Consider the following 14,693-nt stretch of genomic DNA (forward strand, 5'->3'; position numbering starts at 1 on the left):
TCGTGCCTGTTTATGCTTGTAGTTGCAGGTTTCGCGAGAGTAGCGAAAGCCTTGAACAAACACAAACCGGCGGGGTATCAATGGTTTCGATCATTGGAATCGACAAGGCGAATTTTTTCTTTGCTTTCAACCTGTTCAGAATGGCCGCACTTCTAAAAGGCTCAGGATGAACAGCTCATGAATCTCAATTTTGCGTTCGCGTGCATGATCGTCGTGTCGTTCGCGATTGCCCTCGGCCACGCCTGACAGCGCCTCAGACCGACGCCAATAAATGCTCGCGCAGCCATTTGTGCGCCGGATCACGATGCGAACGTTCACCCCAGAACATCGCCATCTCGTAACCGGGCACTTCCAGCGGTGCGTCGACCACTTGCAAGGCCGGGTTGCCGCGCACCAGGCGTGACGGCAGCATCGCCACCAGATCGGTGCCGGCCAGCACCGACATCGCCATCAGAAAGTGCGGCACCGACAACACCACTTTGCGCATCAGCCCGACATCGGCCAACGCCCGATCGGTCACCCCGAAAAAGCCCCCACCCTCGCGCGACACCATCACGTGTTCCAGCGCGCAGAACTGTTCGCGGCTCGGCGCATGCATCAAACCTGGATGCCCGACTCGTCCCGCCAGCACGTAACGCTCGGTGAACAGCGGTCGCCGATGCAGCTCCGGCGGCGCATCTTCGCTGATGTGCAGCGCCAGATCGAACACACCCTGCTCGGCCTGTTTGACCAGATGCGCCGGTGTCAGATCGATCACCGCCAGACGCGTGCCCGGCGCCTGTTCGCGCAAACTGCTCAGCGCCGGCAACACCACCGTCGACTCGCCGTAATCGGTCGCGGCGATTTTCCAGGTGTGCGTCGCCAGCGCCGGGTCGAACGCACTGGCCGGCGCCACTGCCCTTTCCAACGCCTCCAACGCTTCGCGCAATGGCTCACGCAACTCATCGGCGCGTGCCGTCGGGCGCATGCCGCGCGGCCCGGGCAACAGCAACGGATCACCAAAGATGTCGCGCAACTTGGCCAAATGCACACTCACCGACGGCTGCGACAGGTTCAGGCGCTGCGCCGCACGGGTGACGTTGTGCTCCGACAGCAACACATCCAGCGTCAACAGCAGATTGATATCCAGCCGTCTCAAATTATTCATGGCTATACCAGACATATCAGACATTCATTTCCAATATACCGGTTGAACGCCGATCCTGCAGTCACTCAGCTAACGGAGCTTCAACATGAAAGTCTTACTCGTCTACGCACACCCGGAACCGACGTCCCTCAATGGCTCGCTGCGCGACTTCAGCGTCCAGCGCCTGCAAGCCGCCGGCCACACTGTGCAAGTCTCCGACCTCTACGCGATGAACTGGAAAGCCATCCTCGACGCCGACGACGCCCCCGAGCGCGATGCGACGAAACCGTTCCATGCCTCGCTCGACTCGAAAGTCGCTTACGCCGAAGGCACCCAGGCTGCCGACATCGCCCGCGAACAGGAAAAACTGTTGTGGGCCGATGCGTTGATTCTGCAGTTCCCACTCTGGTGGTTCACCATGCCGGCGATTCTCAAAGGTTGGGTTGATCGGGTGTACGCCTACGGTTTTGCCTACGGCGTCGGCGAACACTCCGACAGCCGTTGGGGCGAGCGTTATGGCGAAGGGAAAATGAAAGGCAAACGGGCGATGTTGATGGTCACCACTGGTGGCTGGGAATCGCACTACGCACCGCGCGGGATTAACGGGCCGATGGATGATTTGCTGTTTCCGATCCAGCACGGGATTTTGTATTACCCCGGTTTTGAAGTGGTGCCACCGTTTGTGGTGTATCGGACCAGTCGGATGGATGCGGCGCGGTATGCCGAGACTAGCGAGGAGCTGGGGCGGCGGCTGGATGAGTTGTGGAGTGCGCGGACGATCGGGTTTCGGCAGCAGAATGGGTGGGACTATGAGATTCCGGCACTTACCTTGAAGGAAGGCATTGCACCAGGTCTTGAAGGATTTGCAGTGCACGTTCGCTAGCTACTGCACTAAACGACGCAAGAAGACCTGATCCCTTTGACGGCAGAGCGGCCTGTGCGAAACGACAGGGACCGAGAAAGTCCGGGTACAACAATAATGGCACAATAGTGGCGTTTTGGTTTAGCCTTACGGACTTGATGCCGCGTTGGCGTCGACAATGGAAAAGGATAGACAAGGATGTACGTATACAAAATGGTTCAAGTACCGCCGAACATTGAGGTTCGCGCCAAGGAACATCGCGGTAACGAAGCCGCTGCTTACCTACAGAACGTCGTAAACTCCCAAGCAGAGGATGGATGGGAATTTTATCGAATCGATACCATTGGTGTTTCCGTCAAGCCAGGTTGCTTTGACGCGTTGCTTGGCAAGAAAAACGTTCTGACCCACTACTACGTGATTTCCCTGCGTAAGCCAGCGTGACTATATCAATCGCCATCTCGTTAATCCGCTGCTATCAGAAGTTAGCTCCTGAAAGACTACGATCGGCCTGCAGATTCGAGCCTAGCTGTTCTAACTATTCGATTTTAGCCTTACATAAATATGGCTTTTTCATGGGAGTAGTTTTTACTGTGCGGAGAATCTGTAGGTGTCGGCATCCTAACTCCGGAACCGACTTTCCATAATGTTCCTTCGGCATGGCAAACACCTAAATTCACTAGAATTCAACATCGCACACCAAAAATCAAAAAGGGCTAACATGCAACTAAGCTGGATGTACAACTGGGTTAAGTCGCCAAAAAAAACGACTGCAACATTGCTAACCTTGTTCGTTATAATGACCGTGACAGCATTAGCCTTAAAATCTCAAATTCTTGTGTTTTCGACAATAGCAGTCGGATGCACACTCCCCACCTTATTAATTATTGTCTGGCTTTCGTCCTCTAATGGTTTTAAAGCCATGAAAGATGCCCCTTGGCTAGCGGTAGTGGCGGCTGCAATTGTATTCATCTATACCTTATTCGCTTCCACATGGGCAAGTAGCCAAATAAATGAAATATTTAAAGTTAACCCCGACTTTTTCCCTACAACCTCAGCCGCACTCACTTTCATCCATCTTCAAGCAACAATCATCTCTGAAGTCGTGGTTAACCCGATACTCGCATTTGCGATGATTTTTATTCCAACTATTTTCATTTTCACCCTAGTCTTCTGGCCAAAAAATAGCTTAAAAATAATACTTTTACTTTTTGTCTCATTGGTTTTTTCGGGGGCCTTTTACGGCTTTTATCGCGGACTCAATCAAAACTTGCCGACAATCATCCAATACATTGCACTCAACAGCGATTTCAATGAAAAATTTCTGTGTGAGAATGATGAAGCGCGCGCAGCAAAGTCCGTTATATTCTTGGATGGTTCATATGTTCTCGGCTATTTCCCACAACTCACTGAAAAGTACAAAGTTGTGCCTTGCCAATACCCCGGCATGACGCAGTCACCTAAATAGATCTATAATCACGAATACGATATTCTGGATTATTCAAACGTTGCCCACTCTGCTAAGTGGCATGGTGCATTTTTAATAAAAACACCATGTCACTACGAGAAATCTTCCTGAAAGCTCAAGCGATCAAGCTGACCTATCAGGCACGCTCCCGCACCCGCCGCACCTGCACCAACAACGCCGGCGCAAAATGCAGCAACACCATCCGGCTCAAATGATGAGTCAAGATAAACACCACATTCAGCCCCCCACCAAACGCGACAATCGCAATAGTCTCAATCGCCCCCGGCATGTACGCCAGCCACAGCGACATCGGATCACTGCCCAACCAGCGCGCCGCCACTTCAGCAAATACCGCCGCGACCACGATCATCAAACCGACCGATACAAACGCCGTGCGACCATGACGTCCCAGCTCCGCGACGCCAAGCCCCTGAAACCTTGAGCCGATCCGCACGCCGAGAATCAGTGCTGCCAGGTTCAAACTCCAGTCCGGCATATGAAAGCCGTGCAGCCATCCCGACTTCACAAACACCGCAGTGATGATAATTGCCGTGAGCATGAACGGCGCCGGGACACCGATTACCAGCAGCAAGCGCCCGAGCAGCACGCTCAATGCGATCACCGAGAGCGCAGTCAGTGCCATGCCTGTGGTCAGTGGATCACCATCGGCAACCGCGATGGCCGCTTGACCGGGAATCAAGAAACTCACCAACACCGTGATGAGCAGCAAGCGCATCAAGTGCACGATGATGACCTTGCTCGATGCCTTTTCCGACTCCAGTAAATCGAATACTGCTGCCAGCGCGCCGGGATAAACCGCCAACAGCGCATCAGTGCGATTCCAGCCTGCGCCGCGCGTCAGCCACCATCCGGCCAACGCGATTTGCACCGTCAGGCAAATCAACAACACACCGAGGCTCGGCAACATCGTCGAGGCCGTCTCGCTGTCCCACGCTTCGAACATCAGCCCGGTGGCGATGCCCAGCGTGATCTGGATGTAGCCCAGTCCATAAGGAGTTGCCGGGGCGATACCGGTTTTACTGGCAAACAATGCGGTGACGACAATCGAACCCAACAGCAAGCCATGGGGCACGCCTTGGAACTGCAAGAGTGCGCCGAAACCGGCAGCAATCAACAAACACAGAATAGATTTCATAGTCGCCTTCCTGGCTATTTACCTGACACACCACAACCCGTGTAGGAGCTGCCGAAGGCTGCGATCTTTTGACTTTGTTTTTGAAGATCAAGATCAAAAGATCGCAGCCTTCGGCAGCTCCTACAGGGGATTTATTTATTTTTACCCGCGCAACCGTGCAATCGCGCGGCGGTATTTTTCGACTCGTTCGAGATCTTCCCAACTTGGCGAGGCAATTCGCGAGAGGTCGCTGTTCTCTTCCAGATCCGCCAGCTTCACCACCCGACCGATCGGGTTCTGTGCGGCGCGGTCGACGAAGTCTTCATAGGATTCGCCCGGCACTTTGGTCACGGATTCGATAGCGCTCAAAACTTCCTCGCTGAAGCCTTCCTTGCGTAAGTCATCGAGGCTGACACCGCAATCCTCAACCACATCGTGCAGCACGGCGACGATGCGCTCTTCCAGCGAGCTCATGCGCAACATGACTTTCAGCGGATGCAAAATGTACGGCGCACCGCCCTTGTCCACCTGCCCGGCATGGGCCGTGGCGGCGATGGCGATAGCGCGTTCGAGGGTCTGAGTCATGGGAGTCTCCGAGGGTTAAACGCCGTAACGGCCGCCGACGTGGATGTTGCGTTTGAGCCAGTTGCCGATAGCCTTCAGCCTTCCGACTGGTTTGGCTGGCCCAGAGTGACGCTGAAGGATCAACGACACCAAGGTTGCCTGATCGGCTTTCGGATGGGCATCGATCAATTCGGCAACCCAGGCACAATCAGCTTTGTTCAGATGCTCACGCCACTCACCAGGCCAGGCGTCCAGTTCATCCAGCGCCAACCAGCGGGCACCGCCATGCTCCATATGCCCGCCGGACATCGACTGCTCGAAGCAGAAAGGCGTGGATGGCTTTTCAGGGTCAATGTGAAACAGGTAGATGTCGTGAAATGGATGTTGTGAGGGGAGCGCATTGTTGCGGCTGCCGATTTCGATCATGGGCAATATTCCATTCCTTGGGCGCTGATGTTTCCGATTGTTTCGCAGTGTACGCCACGGGAGCAAATCAAAAACCCGATGGAACCTCCCTCCTCCACGCCATCTCGAAACTATAAAGCGCCAACATCATCGATCAGACACGGCGCCCTTGAAGAGGAAATCCCGATGAACATTCGCTTCCTGCTTCTGCTCGCCACCTTCGCCATCATCCCTACCTGCGTCATGGCCGAAGGCTGCGACGTCCAGACCCAATCCTCCAGCGCCTCGGTACCAGCGGTGGAAACCCACAGTTGCTATGAATACGAAGGCATGCCGGTCAACTCCATCGACTGGTCGTGCAGCAACGAAAGCAAGGACATGCTCAGCAGCACTAAAACCAAGGTTGAACATTGCGCCGACCACTATCAGGCTAAGTGTATCGCCACGATCACTCAGGAATCCCTGGCCAACCCGCACTCCACCAGCAAAGACAAAAACGCCAAGGCGTTGAACATCCCCGACAACGCGCAAGTGACCACGTATTACTACGACGTGGAGCATTTGGCGCAGGCGCGGATTGATTGTGAGAATGGCGGCGGGCATTGGAAAACCAAGTAAACGTTTGATATCCGCGTATGCGATAGGCAAAGAAAAGCCCGGCTTAAAAAACCGGGCTTCTTAGTGCGCGATATCCATTAACCACCGCCATTACCACCACTGCTGCTACCGGACGGTTGACCCGCAGGGCTGGGCTTGGAGGCAGAAGGCACCGGCCCATTGTCGGTCTTGCCACCATCACCACCCTTGGGCAGCGAATTGGCATCCGGGTCAGCATTGGTGGCCGGAGACGCCGGTTCACGCGTCTGGCTATTGCCGTCGTTCGCCGTCGGGGTCGGCGTTTCGCCGGCCGCGATCGCGTATAGCGAACTGCCGGACAGCAACGCCGCGAGGGTTAACACCGCGATTTTATGGTTCAGCATGTTGGCTCTTCCTTTGTGTGGGGAGTTACAGCATTCGAAGAAGGTGTGCGGCGAAGGTGCGGCGTGTCGGACGAATGGTAATCGCGCAAAAGGCTCTGGCCATTTCGATGTTTGAAAACTTCGTAGGAAACACCCGTGTGGCGAGGGGGCTTGCTCCCGCTGGGCTGCGAAGTGGCCCCAAAACCGACCATAACCTTGCGGCACTTCAGAACATTCACTTCCTGACTTTCTACCGCCCCTGTAAGACCCGTCTGAGTTTCAAAAACAGCGAAACCCTGCCTCTCGGCCCTGGCTTTAGTTGGCGGTTACTCTGCAGACAAGACTAACTTGCCAATAAAGCAGAGCATCCATGGCCAATCACAGTTACATGACTATCACCGGAAACCGACAAGGACTGATCTCCGCCGGGTGTTCCGACACTAGCTCAATCGGCAATAAATGCCAGTTGGGCCACCTGGATGAAATCATGGTGCTGGCCTATTCACACAACATGACCGCCGGCAATAACGGCAGCGTGGGTGCCGACCGAGGCCAACACCTGCCAATCATGATCACCAAGAACATCGACAAATCCTCCCCTCTCCTGTCCGCCGCACTTCACGAACGCGAAGTGCTGGAATGCACAATATTTTTCTACCGAACCTCCCCCGCCGGCACTCAAGATAAATATTTCAAAATCCACATAACCGGCGCCAAAGTCGCCCACATCAACCTTCAAGTACCCCACGCCATTCACCTCAATGACGCAGAACCACAGGAACTGGTGTCGTTCACTTATCGCGAAATCAGTTGGACGCATATTCAAGCGGGCACGTGCGGTTCCAGCACGTGGGGGAATAACGATGAATGAGGACTCATGCGACATTAACGACGTTACCCGTGCCGCGTCAGACCTGGTCGCTTTCGGCTGCCAGATTGGCGCCACCCAGTTGTACGACAGTTTCAGCCAACTCAAGTTTGGCGAAATCGTGTCGGCTTATGCGAATGAGATTATTCGGGCGGTGGATGAAGGTGTTATTAGTGCGAAGCAAGGATTGCAGGAACTGAGGGAGGAGTATTCAGAGCTTTCTGCCAAGTCCATGTTTTATTTTCAGAATGGGGTGACTATCGCTGCGGGAAGCATGCAACTTCAGGCGGGCGCCTTAGTAATTTCAGCTAGCCGAGGGAGGGACGGTGTCAAGGGCGCTGCCCTAGTGGCTCATGGCATCAACAACATTTACGAGGGGGTGGGAAACATCTACGTCGGCCCTGAAAAACCAGGTATTTTGGGGCCTATAAGGATGGCCTATCAAAAAACTTTCGGCATTGAAAATGGTAACTTGGCCTATTACACATTCGATTTATATCTATCTATTCACGGAATGATGAAACTTGTTCGAAAGCCTGACACGGTGCAGCTTTTCAATAAAGACCCGATAAATTACGAGCGCGGCTACAAGCAAATGGGAACGCTCGCACTAGCACTAGAAGCTTTCGCAGACAGCATCACACTGAGGACCATTATAAAGGAGTCGATTCCTGCAAAATTATCAAGTGACGGCTTTATCAACGGCGAGAACGAAATGATCGCTGGAAAAAACTCAAACAACAAAATAACCCAAGAAACAAAAAAAACAGCCCACCAGCCATAACCCAGCAAGAGACATCAACAAATAAATCAAACCCCATTAAAAAAGGAGTAAAAATAAAAGTCGCAGTTATAGATACAACAGCTATCTGAATCCATGCAACTCGTAAGCTATAATACTTTTCCTCAATCATTTCGCCATAGAGCACGTTACGAAGTCGCGGTAAATTATAAACTAAATCAAACACCACAAGAAATATATAAACACCCCAGAAAACTACCCAAAGCCAACCTCCCTCTAGATCGATGAGCTGGCGAATACCACTCACAATCATTACCGCCCAGAAACCAGCAGAACCGGCAATAAGACAGAAGACACTAAAATAATACCGAAGGTCATACAGTTTCATTAACTCACCCTAAAACCTCAAGATCAATTCTCAGCCCCAAAAAATTGAACCGCAACACAATGTAAACACGCCAAAAAATCCATAACATCACCGATCCTGCACCTTCATGCAACCATTCAGATCTTTTGTACAAATTAAAATCCTCGCCCCTCTATTAGGCAGTTCTATCAACATTATCTAGGACAACCCGATGGAAATATAATTTACTACTCAGCTGATTTGAGCCGCTCTATCATTGGCATCTTTAGACTGACTCGAAAACCAACTCAACCAAACTATTTATTCGAGATCCAATGAATTAAGAAAACGCCTACAATCAGATGGGGAAATTGGCCTTAGCTTTTGAAGCCCTGATCAACTCACTTACAATAAAAAGCATGACAGACAAAGACAACACAAGCACACCAAAAACAAACTAGTTCCATCATAAATCTATCGTGCGCAACCAGAGCCAAATAAAAACTATTACAAACACCACCACACCTATGATGCGACGATGAAGATCGGTAAAATCGAACCCGCCACCGATAAATTGAACGATGAATTGAACAACAATCTCAGCGCAAAACAATGCGGAAACAAAAATATAAATATAGCCGACAATTACTGGAGTTTCTTCTATCCCTGCATCTCGACCAAGCCACTCCGCAAGCTCCCCAACAAAAAAATAACGAAAATTAACAAACAACATTCCAAAAAAAATAACACCTAAAATAACCTTTCTGACAACACCACTCAGAGGAACGACCTTTTCCAAATTATGCACCAGTAACGCGCTATACAGCGCACTGAGAAGGAGAGTGACAATAAAAAGACCAACAACAACACCAAACTCTCGAATCAACATATCTCCACTCACATTCCCAATTAGTGAAAGATAAAAACAAAATCAATATACACACAACCAAAAAGGACGAGCACTTCTTGGCTACATCACCAGTAAAAACTCATACTCGTCTTACAGCACCTCGCGAAAACTCTTACAAACGTTTCCCAATAGAACTGGTCGAGTTCAAAGCAGCGACCTGCCCCGATCAAAATAAAAATTAATAAAAAATCCGACACCCAAACAGATATCGGATTATTCACACCCTACGACGGTTCTTACAGACACCAGCCAGAGTTTAGCCGGCGTATTCGCGCTAATAATCTCCGCCTCATCTACCCCGATATTCCGAAACTTATTCAGCAGCGTCGTCGGAAAGTAATACCCATCCCCCGCAACTCAACAGTGCCACGGGTGACAAGCCCGCACTCCTCGCCTTCCGCATGCACAATCCGCTCTTCCCCAGAACTTGCGCCCGGTACGTGTTGTTTGCGCAGCAAGCGCATCTGGCGGCTGAGCACGGAGAGGCCGATAAGCAGCAGGCGCCGGTCCTGGCGGCCAAGTTCTGTTACAGGATTGGCAGAGGGTGTGCGAAGAAGGTGCGATGCGCCAGACGAATAGTTATCGCCTAAAGGCTCACGCAATTTCGATGTCTGAAAACTTCGTAGGAAAACACCCCGTGTGGCGAGGGAACTTACTCCCGCTGGGCTATGAAACGGCCCCAACGCCAGATAGTCCGTTTCTCCCAGACATACCGTACGCCCCGGATTACGACGACTGCGTCGCCGTGCGGGAGCAAGCTCCCTCGCCACAGGTATGCATTTCACGTCCTACAGGTCGGTTGTGGCGGGTGAAATTGCTGCCTAGAGTGGGGTTGTCGCTGACCGCAGTCAGCGATGGGTTTCGCAGCCCTCAGAAGTGACACACACCGCTAAATGACAACTGTGGCAAAATCCGCCACCGCTTCATTTTATGGCGGCTGTGTGTGGGAGACCTTCAGGTCTGCCGGTTTGACTCTTCTCCGGTCTGCGAACCCGCATACAGCTGCCACCCATTTGTTTCGCAGCGGAAAGGTGGCACTTCCTGACCAATTGAAGAGTGCAACCTATGACGATTAAAACACCGCTCCACCATTACGCCCACATGTCCCACCCCGCCACCGACCATCCCGTTCTCCTTATCGACGCCAACGCCCCACTACGCGATCTCCACGCCTGCGCAGCCGAACGCCTCAGCGCTGTCCTCAAATACCTTGACCTCATCGCCTGTACCCGCCTCGCCGATCACGCAGAACACGACATCAACACCGTCACCAACATCGCCAGAATCATGGTGCAGGATGTGAGTGATGTGTTTCGGGTGATTGAGCAGCGGGGGTTTGAACCTGCATCGTAGAAAGAATCCGTACGAAAAGTGGACATCACTCCTCCACCGCATTTTTTCGATAGCCATTCTTTCCACAATAGGGGATGGAAATAGCGATGGCGATTTGATAGCTTTCGGATCAGCCATTGCCATCAGCAGTTCGGTGAGACTTAAATTACCGAGTATTTAGTGAATCAAGGCTGTGTTTTTTCATGTATCCCTTCAACTAATGTAAGGAAGAAAAAATGACAGACAGAAGACCTTTTAACCCAAACGTGACTGTACCGAAGCCAGGCGGTGGTGAGCAGCCTCGTTCCAGAAACAATGATGGTCAAATTCGCGACAAGCGAAGTGATGCAGGTAAACCTAAAAAGAAATAATCCACAATGGTGACAGATCACTAACAAATAGATCTGTCACCTTTTCGCCGTCACCTTTTCGCCAAGGCGACCATTTTCAATATTCAAAAATCAGAATTATCAAATGACAAAAATACACTTCAGTAACAATATCGAATCCTTTAGCGAAATCTGTGTAAATGACAGCCTAGATGGAGACACAGTTACCTCAATCGCTCTAAGCCATCCCGACTATATTGTTTACAGAAGCAACAACACACTAAGGTATTACTCTAAAAACATTAGCGTATCAGCCACGACGAAGCTTAGCGAGCTATCAGTACTCCAGGCAAAGTCATTCAGAAAATTCAACAATATACACTCAAACATTACCGACGGACATGTCCTAGCGGTACTCGCTGAAATTCTGGGCTGTGATTGTTCAAACGAGGAAACAGCACAAAAAATTGAAAAAGAACTAAAAAAATTTACCAACTTCATCGAAACCGAACCGGCACCGACCCTCATAATAATCTCAAACCAAAACTATACAATCTACCTAGATGAAAAAAATATAGCAAACTACAAACTTCAAAACAAATCACTTCAGCACACAGACATTCTGGACGAATTTTATAGACTTAGAGCATGGGGCGTCGCAGTACTACCAAAATCAAAAATTCAACTCTTAAACTTAAAGCTAGCAACATGCCTAGCGATTGGCTTTAGATCTAGACTAGCTGAAAGCACAACAGAATCCAGCAACATCTTCAGCGCTGTGACGGCATACATTGAGAAAATCACAAATGATAGCGCAACCTATTATTTAACCTTTTACTCAGTAATTTTTTCTTCTATCGTCATGGTAGCGACTGCGGTAGCGTTTGTGAAATTTTCAAATCTTGCGTCCCAAAACTTCAACATCCTATTAATAGGATTGTTTGGAGGCGCATGCGGGGCTTTAATATCTGTGCTTCAGCGCTCAAAAAAATTGAAAGTAGACCTTTACGAGTCAACAAAAATGATAGTTCTACAAGGAGTTGTACGAATTGGTTTAGGATGTGCATTTGGTGCAATAGCGTTGGTTGCATGCAAGGCCGGACTATTACTTGAACTCATGAGCGAAACCAACAGTCGCCTCTTAATACTGGCTGTAATTGCAGGTTTTAGTGAACGATTAATTCCTGACTTTATAGAAAAAACCGCAAACGAAAGAAAAGAAACAACATCTTGACAAAGGATTGTATTTTCTCAATACAATCCTCTCCCCGCTTTGCAATGCATTAACGAAATCACTTCGTCACTACGCATTGCCCCTCAAAAATTCGCCGGCGTATTCGCACTAATAATCTCAGCCTCATCCGCCCCAATATTCCGAAACTTATGCGGCAGCGTCGTCGGAAAATAATACCCATCCCCCGCATTCAACACACTCACCGACCCATCCACAGTCAACTCCACCGTGCCACGGGTGACAAGCCCACACTCCTCGCCCTCAGCATGCACAATCGGCTCTTCCCCCGAACTCGCGCCCGGTGCGTATTGCTCACGCAGCAGACGCATCTGACGACTTGGCACCGAGGCGCCGATCAGCAGCAGGCGCAGGCCATGGCGGCCGAGGTCGGGTTGTTCGTTGGCGCGGAAGACGTATTGGTGTTCGCGCGGGGGTTGGTCGAAGGTGAAGAAGTCGGCCAGGGACATCGGTATGCCTTCGAGCAGCTTTTTCAGTGAGCTGACGGAGGGGCTGACGCGATTCTGTTCGATCAGGGAAATGGTGGCATTGGTCACGCCGCTACGCCGGGCCAGCTCGCGCTGGGAGAGTTTGTAGCTTTCGCGTACTAGTTTGAGTCGAGAACCCGTATCCATGACAGCCTTATGTGAGTAGTACTTAAGGGTAATGGGGGTGGGTGGCGGGTGCCGCGCGAGGGGCGCGGATCACGTTGCTCCCGTGTCCCGGAACCGTGAAAGGCGGCTATTAAATCACGTTTGCCGGTGTTGCTCAGCAGGTTCGATGGACGGTGCGGCAAAAGTCCTTCTTGCCTTGGTAATGCGGACCTGTAGGAGTGAGCCTGCTCGCGATTGGGTGGCACATTCACCATTATTTTTGACTGGATGACCGCCTTCGCGAGCAGGCTCGCTCCCACAGGGTTTGTGGTGTTTCTGTGGGAGGGATGGTGGCTGGGCTGGCCTCATCGCGAGCAGGCTCACTCCTACAATTTGATCTTTGGTGTTTCAGCAGGATTGATTTTGCCTTTGCTGGCCTCTTCGCGAGCAGGCTCGCTCCTACAGTTGGAGCTTTGGTGCGTCAGGTAAAAAACCGGCGGGGTCTTGGGCCGCCGCCGGGGAGGTAACTTAGAGGCCGAAGCGGTCGCGCAGCGAGTAGTAGACGGCGCCGAGGGCGGTGAGTGGCGCGGAGAAGGTGCGGCCGCCGAGCATCGGCATGTGCGGCAGCGATGCGAAGGCGTCGAAGCGTTCGGCGTCGCCGCGGATCATTTCCGAGATCAGTTTGCCGGCCAGGTGCGAGCAGGTGACGCCGTGGCCGCTGTAGCCTTGCATGTAATAGGCGTTCTTTTCGATGCGGCCGAATTGCGGCATGCGTGACATGGTCAGCAGGAAGTTGCCGGTCCAGCGGTAGTCGATCTTGACGTCTTTTAGCTGCGGGAAGGTCTTGAGGATCTTCGGACGGATCAGTTGTTCGATGTCGTCCGGTTCACGCGCGCCGTAGACCACACCGCCGCCGTAGAGCAGACGGTTGTCGGCGGTGAGGCGGTAGTAATCCAACAGATAGTTGCAGTCTTCGACGCAGTAGTTGTTGGTGATCAGGCTGCGCGCCTGCTTCTCGGTCAGCGGTTCGGTGACGACGATCTGCGAGCCGCACGGCATGCTTTTCGCGGTGACGCGGTTGTCGAGACCTTGCGGCAGATAAGCGTTGCCGGCGATCAACAGGTACTTGGCGCGGACCTGGCCTTTGGCGGTGCGCACGACGTTGGGCTCGCCGTATTTGATTTCCACGGCCGCCGATTGCTCGTAGATCTTGCCGCCCAAACGCGTAATCGCCGCTGCTTCACCGAGTGCCAGATTCAGCGGGTGAACGTGGCCGCCTTGCATGTCCAGCAGGCCGCCAACGTAAGCATCGGAGCCGACTTCACGACGAATCTCAGCCGCGTCGAGCATCTTCAGATTGCGGTTGCCGTAGCGTTCCCAACCGCGCTTCTGCTCGGCCAGACCGTTGAGTTGTTTCTTGTTCATCGCTGCGAAGATACCGCCCGGGCGGTAGTCGCATTGGATGTCGTATTCCTTGATGCGCGAACGGATGATGTCGGCGCCTTCGAAGATCATGCTGCCGAGGATTTCTGCAGTCTTGTCGCCGTAGCGCTCTTCGATCACGTCGACGTCGCGGCTGTAGGAGTTGACCAGTTGACCGCCATTGCGACCGCTGGCGCCGTAGCCGACTTTCGCCGCTTCCAGCACCGTTACTTTGTAGCCCGCTTCGGTGAGGAACAGCGCCGAGGACAGACCGGTGTAACCGGCGCCGATAATGCAGACGTCGCACTCGACCGACTCTTCCAGAACCGGGAAGTCGATGACTTCGTTGCGGGTGGCGGCGTAGTAGCTGTTTACGTGTTGCTGTTTCATACGTTTCTCCGAGG

Annotated in this window: 18 protein-coding genes and 1 pseudogene; 9 read left to right on the plus strand and 10 right to left on the minus strand. The window is 52.1% G+C overall.

Features of this window, described 5'->3' with window-relative positions; genetic code table 11:
• Positions 1-253 precede the first annotated feature (253 nt).
• Positions 254-1,147: a LysR family transcriptional regulator gene (locus AC5SEM_RS13790; protein WP_495473328.1), complete on the minus strand. Its 894-nt coding sequence runs from the start codon at positions 1,145-1,147 to the stop codon at positions 254-256.
• An 85-nt stretch (positions 1,148-1,232) separates the two neighbouring features.
• On the opposite strand from AC5SEM_RS13790, the gene AC5SEM_RS13795 reads away from it, so the two are divergent.
• The 4 genes from AC5SEM_RS13795 (at position 1,233) to AC5SEM_RS13810 (ending at position 3,453) form a co-directional block, all read left to right on the plus strand.
• Positions 1,233-2,009, plus strand: coding sequence for an NAD(P)H-dependent oxidoreductase (locus AC5SEM_RS13795; RefSeq protein ID WP_495473329.1), 777 nt, complete (start codon positions 1,233-1,235; stop codon positions 2,007-2,009).
• Between the two features lie 177 nt (positions 2,010-2,186).
• Complete coding sequence (locus AC5SEM_RS13800; RefSeq protein ID WP_495473330.1) at positions 2,187-2,429, plus strand: DUF4177 domain-containing protein; 243 nt, start codon at positions 2,187-2,189, stop codon at positions 2,427-2,429.
• Positions 2,426-2,632 carry a membrane protein insertion efficiency factor YidD gene (gene yidD, locus AC5SEM_RS13805; RefSeq protein ID WP_495473331.1) on the plus strand — a complete coding sequence of 69 codons (207 nt, stop codon included), beginning with the start codon at positions 2,426-2,428 and terminating at the stop codon, positions 2,630-2,632. Before AC5SEM_RS13800 ends, yidD begins: the two co-directional genes overlap by 4 nt.
• A 74-nt stretch (positions 2,633-2,706) precedes the next feature.
• The gene (locus tag AC5SEM_RS13810; RefSeq protein ID WP_495473332.1) at positions 2,707-3,453 is read left to right on the plus strand and encodes a hypothetical protein; all 747 of its coding nucleotides are present in this window, start codon (positions 2,707-2,709) and stop codon (positions 3,451-3,453) included.
• A gap of 136 nt (positions 3,454-3,589) precedes the next feature.
• On the opposite strand, the gene AC5SEM_RS13815 is transcribed toward AC5SEM_RS13810, so the two are convergent.
• The 3 genes from AC5SEM_RS13815 to AC5SEM_RS13825 all read right to left on the minus strand — a co-directional run bounded on the left by AC5SEM_RS13815 (position 3,590) and on the right by AC5SEM_RS13825 (position 5,578).
• Positions 3,590-4,609, minus strand: coding sequence for an AbrB family transcriptional regulator (locus AC5SEM_RS13815; protein WP_495473333.1), 1,020 nt, complete (start codon positions 4,607-4,609; stop codon positions 3,590-3,592).
• Between the two features lie 141 nt (positions 4,610-4,750).
• Positions 4,751-5,173, minus strand: a complete 423-nt coding sequence (locus AC5SEM_RS13820; protein WP_495473334.1) for an HD domain-containing protein — start codon at positions 5,171-5,173, stop codon at positions 4,751-4,753.
• 15 nt (positions 5,174-5,188) lie between these two features.
• Positions 5,189-5,578, minus strand: a complete 390-nt coding sequence (locus AC5SEM_RS13825) for a hypothetical protein (RefSeq protein WP_331691376.1) — start codon at positions 5,576-5,578, stop codon at positions 5,189-5,191.
• A gap of 165 nt (positions 5,579-5,743) precedes the next feature.
• On the opposite strand from AC5SEM_RS13825, the gene AC5SEM_RS13830 reads away from it, so the two are divergent.
• Complete coding sequence (locus AC5SEM_RS13830; RefSeq protein ID WP_495473335.1) at positions 5,744-6,175, plus strand: hypothetical protein; 432 nt, start codon at positions 5,744-5,746, stop codon at positions 6,173-6,175.
• A gap of 77 nt (positions 6,176-6,252) precedes the next feature.
• On the opposite strand, the gene AC5SEM_RS13835 is transcribed toward AC5SEM_RS13830, so the two are convergent.
• Positions 6,253-6,537: a hypothetical protein gene (locus AC5SEM_RS13835; protein WP_095113590.1), complete on the minus strand. Its 285-nt coding sequence runs from the start codon at positions 6,535-6,537 to the stop codon at positions 6,253-6,255.
• Positions 6,538-6,886: 349 nt separating this feature from the next.
• Between AC5SEM_RS13835 and AC5SEM_RS13840 the strand changes: the two genes are divergently transcribed.
• Together AC5SEM_RS13840 and AC5SEM_RS13845 are read left to right on the plus strand one after the other, a co-directional pair.
• Complete coding sequence (locus tag AC5SEM_RS13840; protein WP_322843901.1) at positions 6,887-7,387, plus strand: Hcp family type VI secretion system effector; 501 nt, start codon at positions 6,887-6,889, stop codon at positions 7,385-7,387.
• A complete protein-coding gene (locus AC5SEM_RS13845; protein ID WP_495473336.1) occupies positions 7,380-8,168 on the plus strand; it encodes a DUF4225 domain-containing protein in 789 nt (262 codons plus the stop codon). The genes AC5SEM_RS13840 and AC5SEM_RS13845 overlap by 8 nt, the downstream gene beginning before the upstream one ends.
• Here AC5SEM_RS13845 and AC5SEM_RS13850 read toward each other — a convergent pair.
• The 3 genes and pseudogenes from AC5SEM_RS13850 to AC5SEM_RS13860 form a co-directional block, all read right to left on the minus strand.
• Positions 8,083-8,514, minus strand: coding sequence for a hypothetical protein (locus tag AC5SEM_RS13850; protein WP_495473337.1), 432 nt, complete (start codon positions 8,512-8,514; stop codon positions 8,083-8,085). The two genes, AC5SEM_RS13845 and AC5SEM_RS13850, sit on opposite strands and share 86 nt — an antisense overlap.
• 424 nt (positions 8,515-8,938) lie before the next feature.
• Positions 8,939-9,361, minus strand: a complete 423-nt coding sequence (locus AC5SEM_RS13855; RefSeq protein WP_495473338.1) for a hypothetical protein — start codon at positions 9,359-9,361, stop codon at positions 8,939-8,941.
• 234 nt (positions 9,362-9,595) lie between these two features.
• Positions 9,596-9,921 (minus strand): annotated as a pseudogene (locus AC5SEM_RS13860) (cupin domain-containing protein); the annotation flags it as partial.
• Between the two features lie 526 nt (positions 9,922-10,447).
• Here AC5SEM_RS13860 and AC5SEM_RS13865 point away from each other — a divergent pair.
• Positions 10,448-10,735 (plus strand): fructose-bisphosphate aldolase, encoded by a 288-nt coding sequence (locus tag AC5SEM_RS13865; RefSeq protein ID WP_495473339.1) that lies wholly within the window; start codon positions 10,448-10,450, stop codon positions 10,733-10,735.
• Positions 10,736-11,188: 453 nt separating this feature from the next.
• Positions 11,189-12,277, plus strand: a complete 1,089-nt coding sequence (locus tag AC5SEM_RS13870) for a hypothetical protein (RefSeq protein ID WP_495473340.1) — start codon at positions 11,189-11,191, stop codon at positions 12,275-12,277.
• An 83-nt stretch (positions 12,278-12,360) separates the two neighbouring features.
• Here the strand turns inward: AC5SEM_RS13870 and AC5SEM_RS13875 are convergent, their stop codons facing one another.
• Together AC5SEM_RS13875 and AC5SEM_RS13880 are read right to left on the minus strand one after the other, a co-directional pair.
• On the minus strand, positions 12,361-12,909 hold the full coding sequence (locus tag AC5SEM_RS13875) for a cupin domain-containing protein (protein WP_007950154.1): 549 nt from the start codon (positions 12,907-12,909) through the stop codon (positions 12,361-12,363).
• A gap of 486 nt (positions 12,910-13,395) precedes the next feature.
• Positions 13,396-14,679, minus strand: a complete 1,284-nt coding sequence (locus AC5SEM_RS13880) for an NAD(P)/FAD-dependent oxidoreductase (RefSeq protein WP_116029571.1) — start codon at positions 14,677-14,679, stop codon at positions 13,396-13,398.
• Between the last annotated feature and the right edge of the window lie 14 nt (positions 14,680-14,693).

Source organism: Pseudomonas sp. CH61, assembly GCF_059429415.1.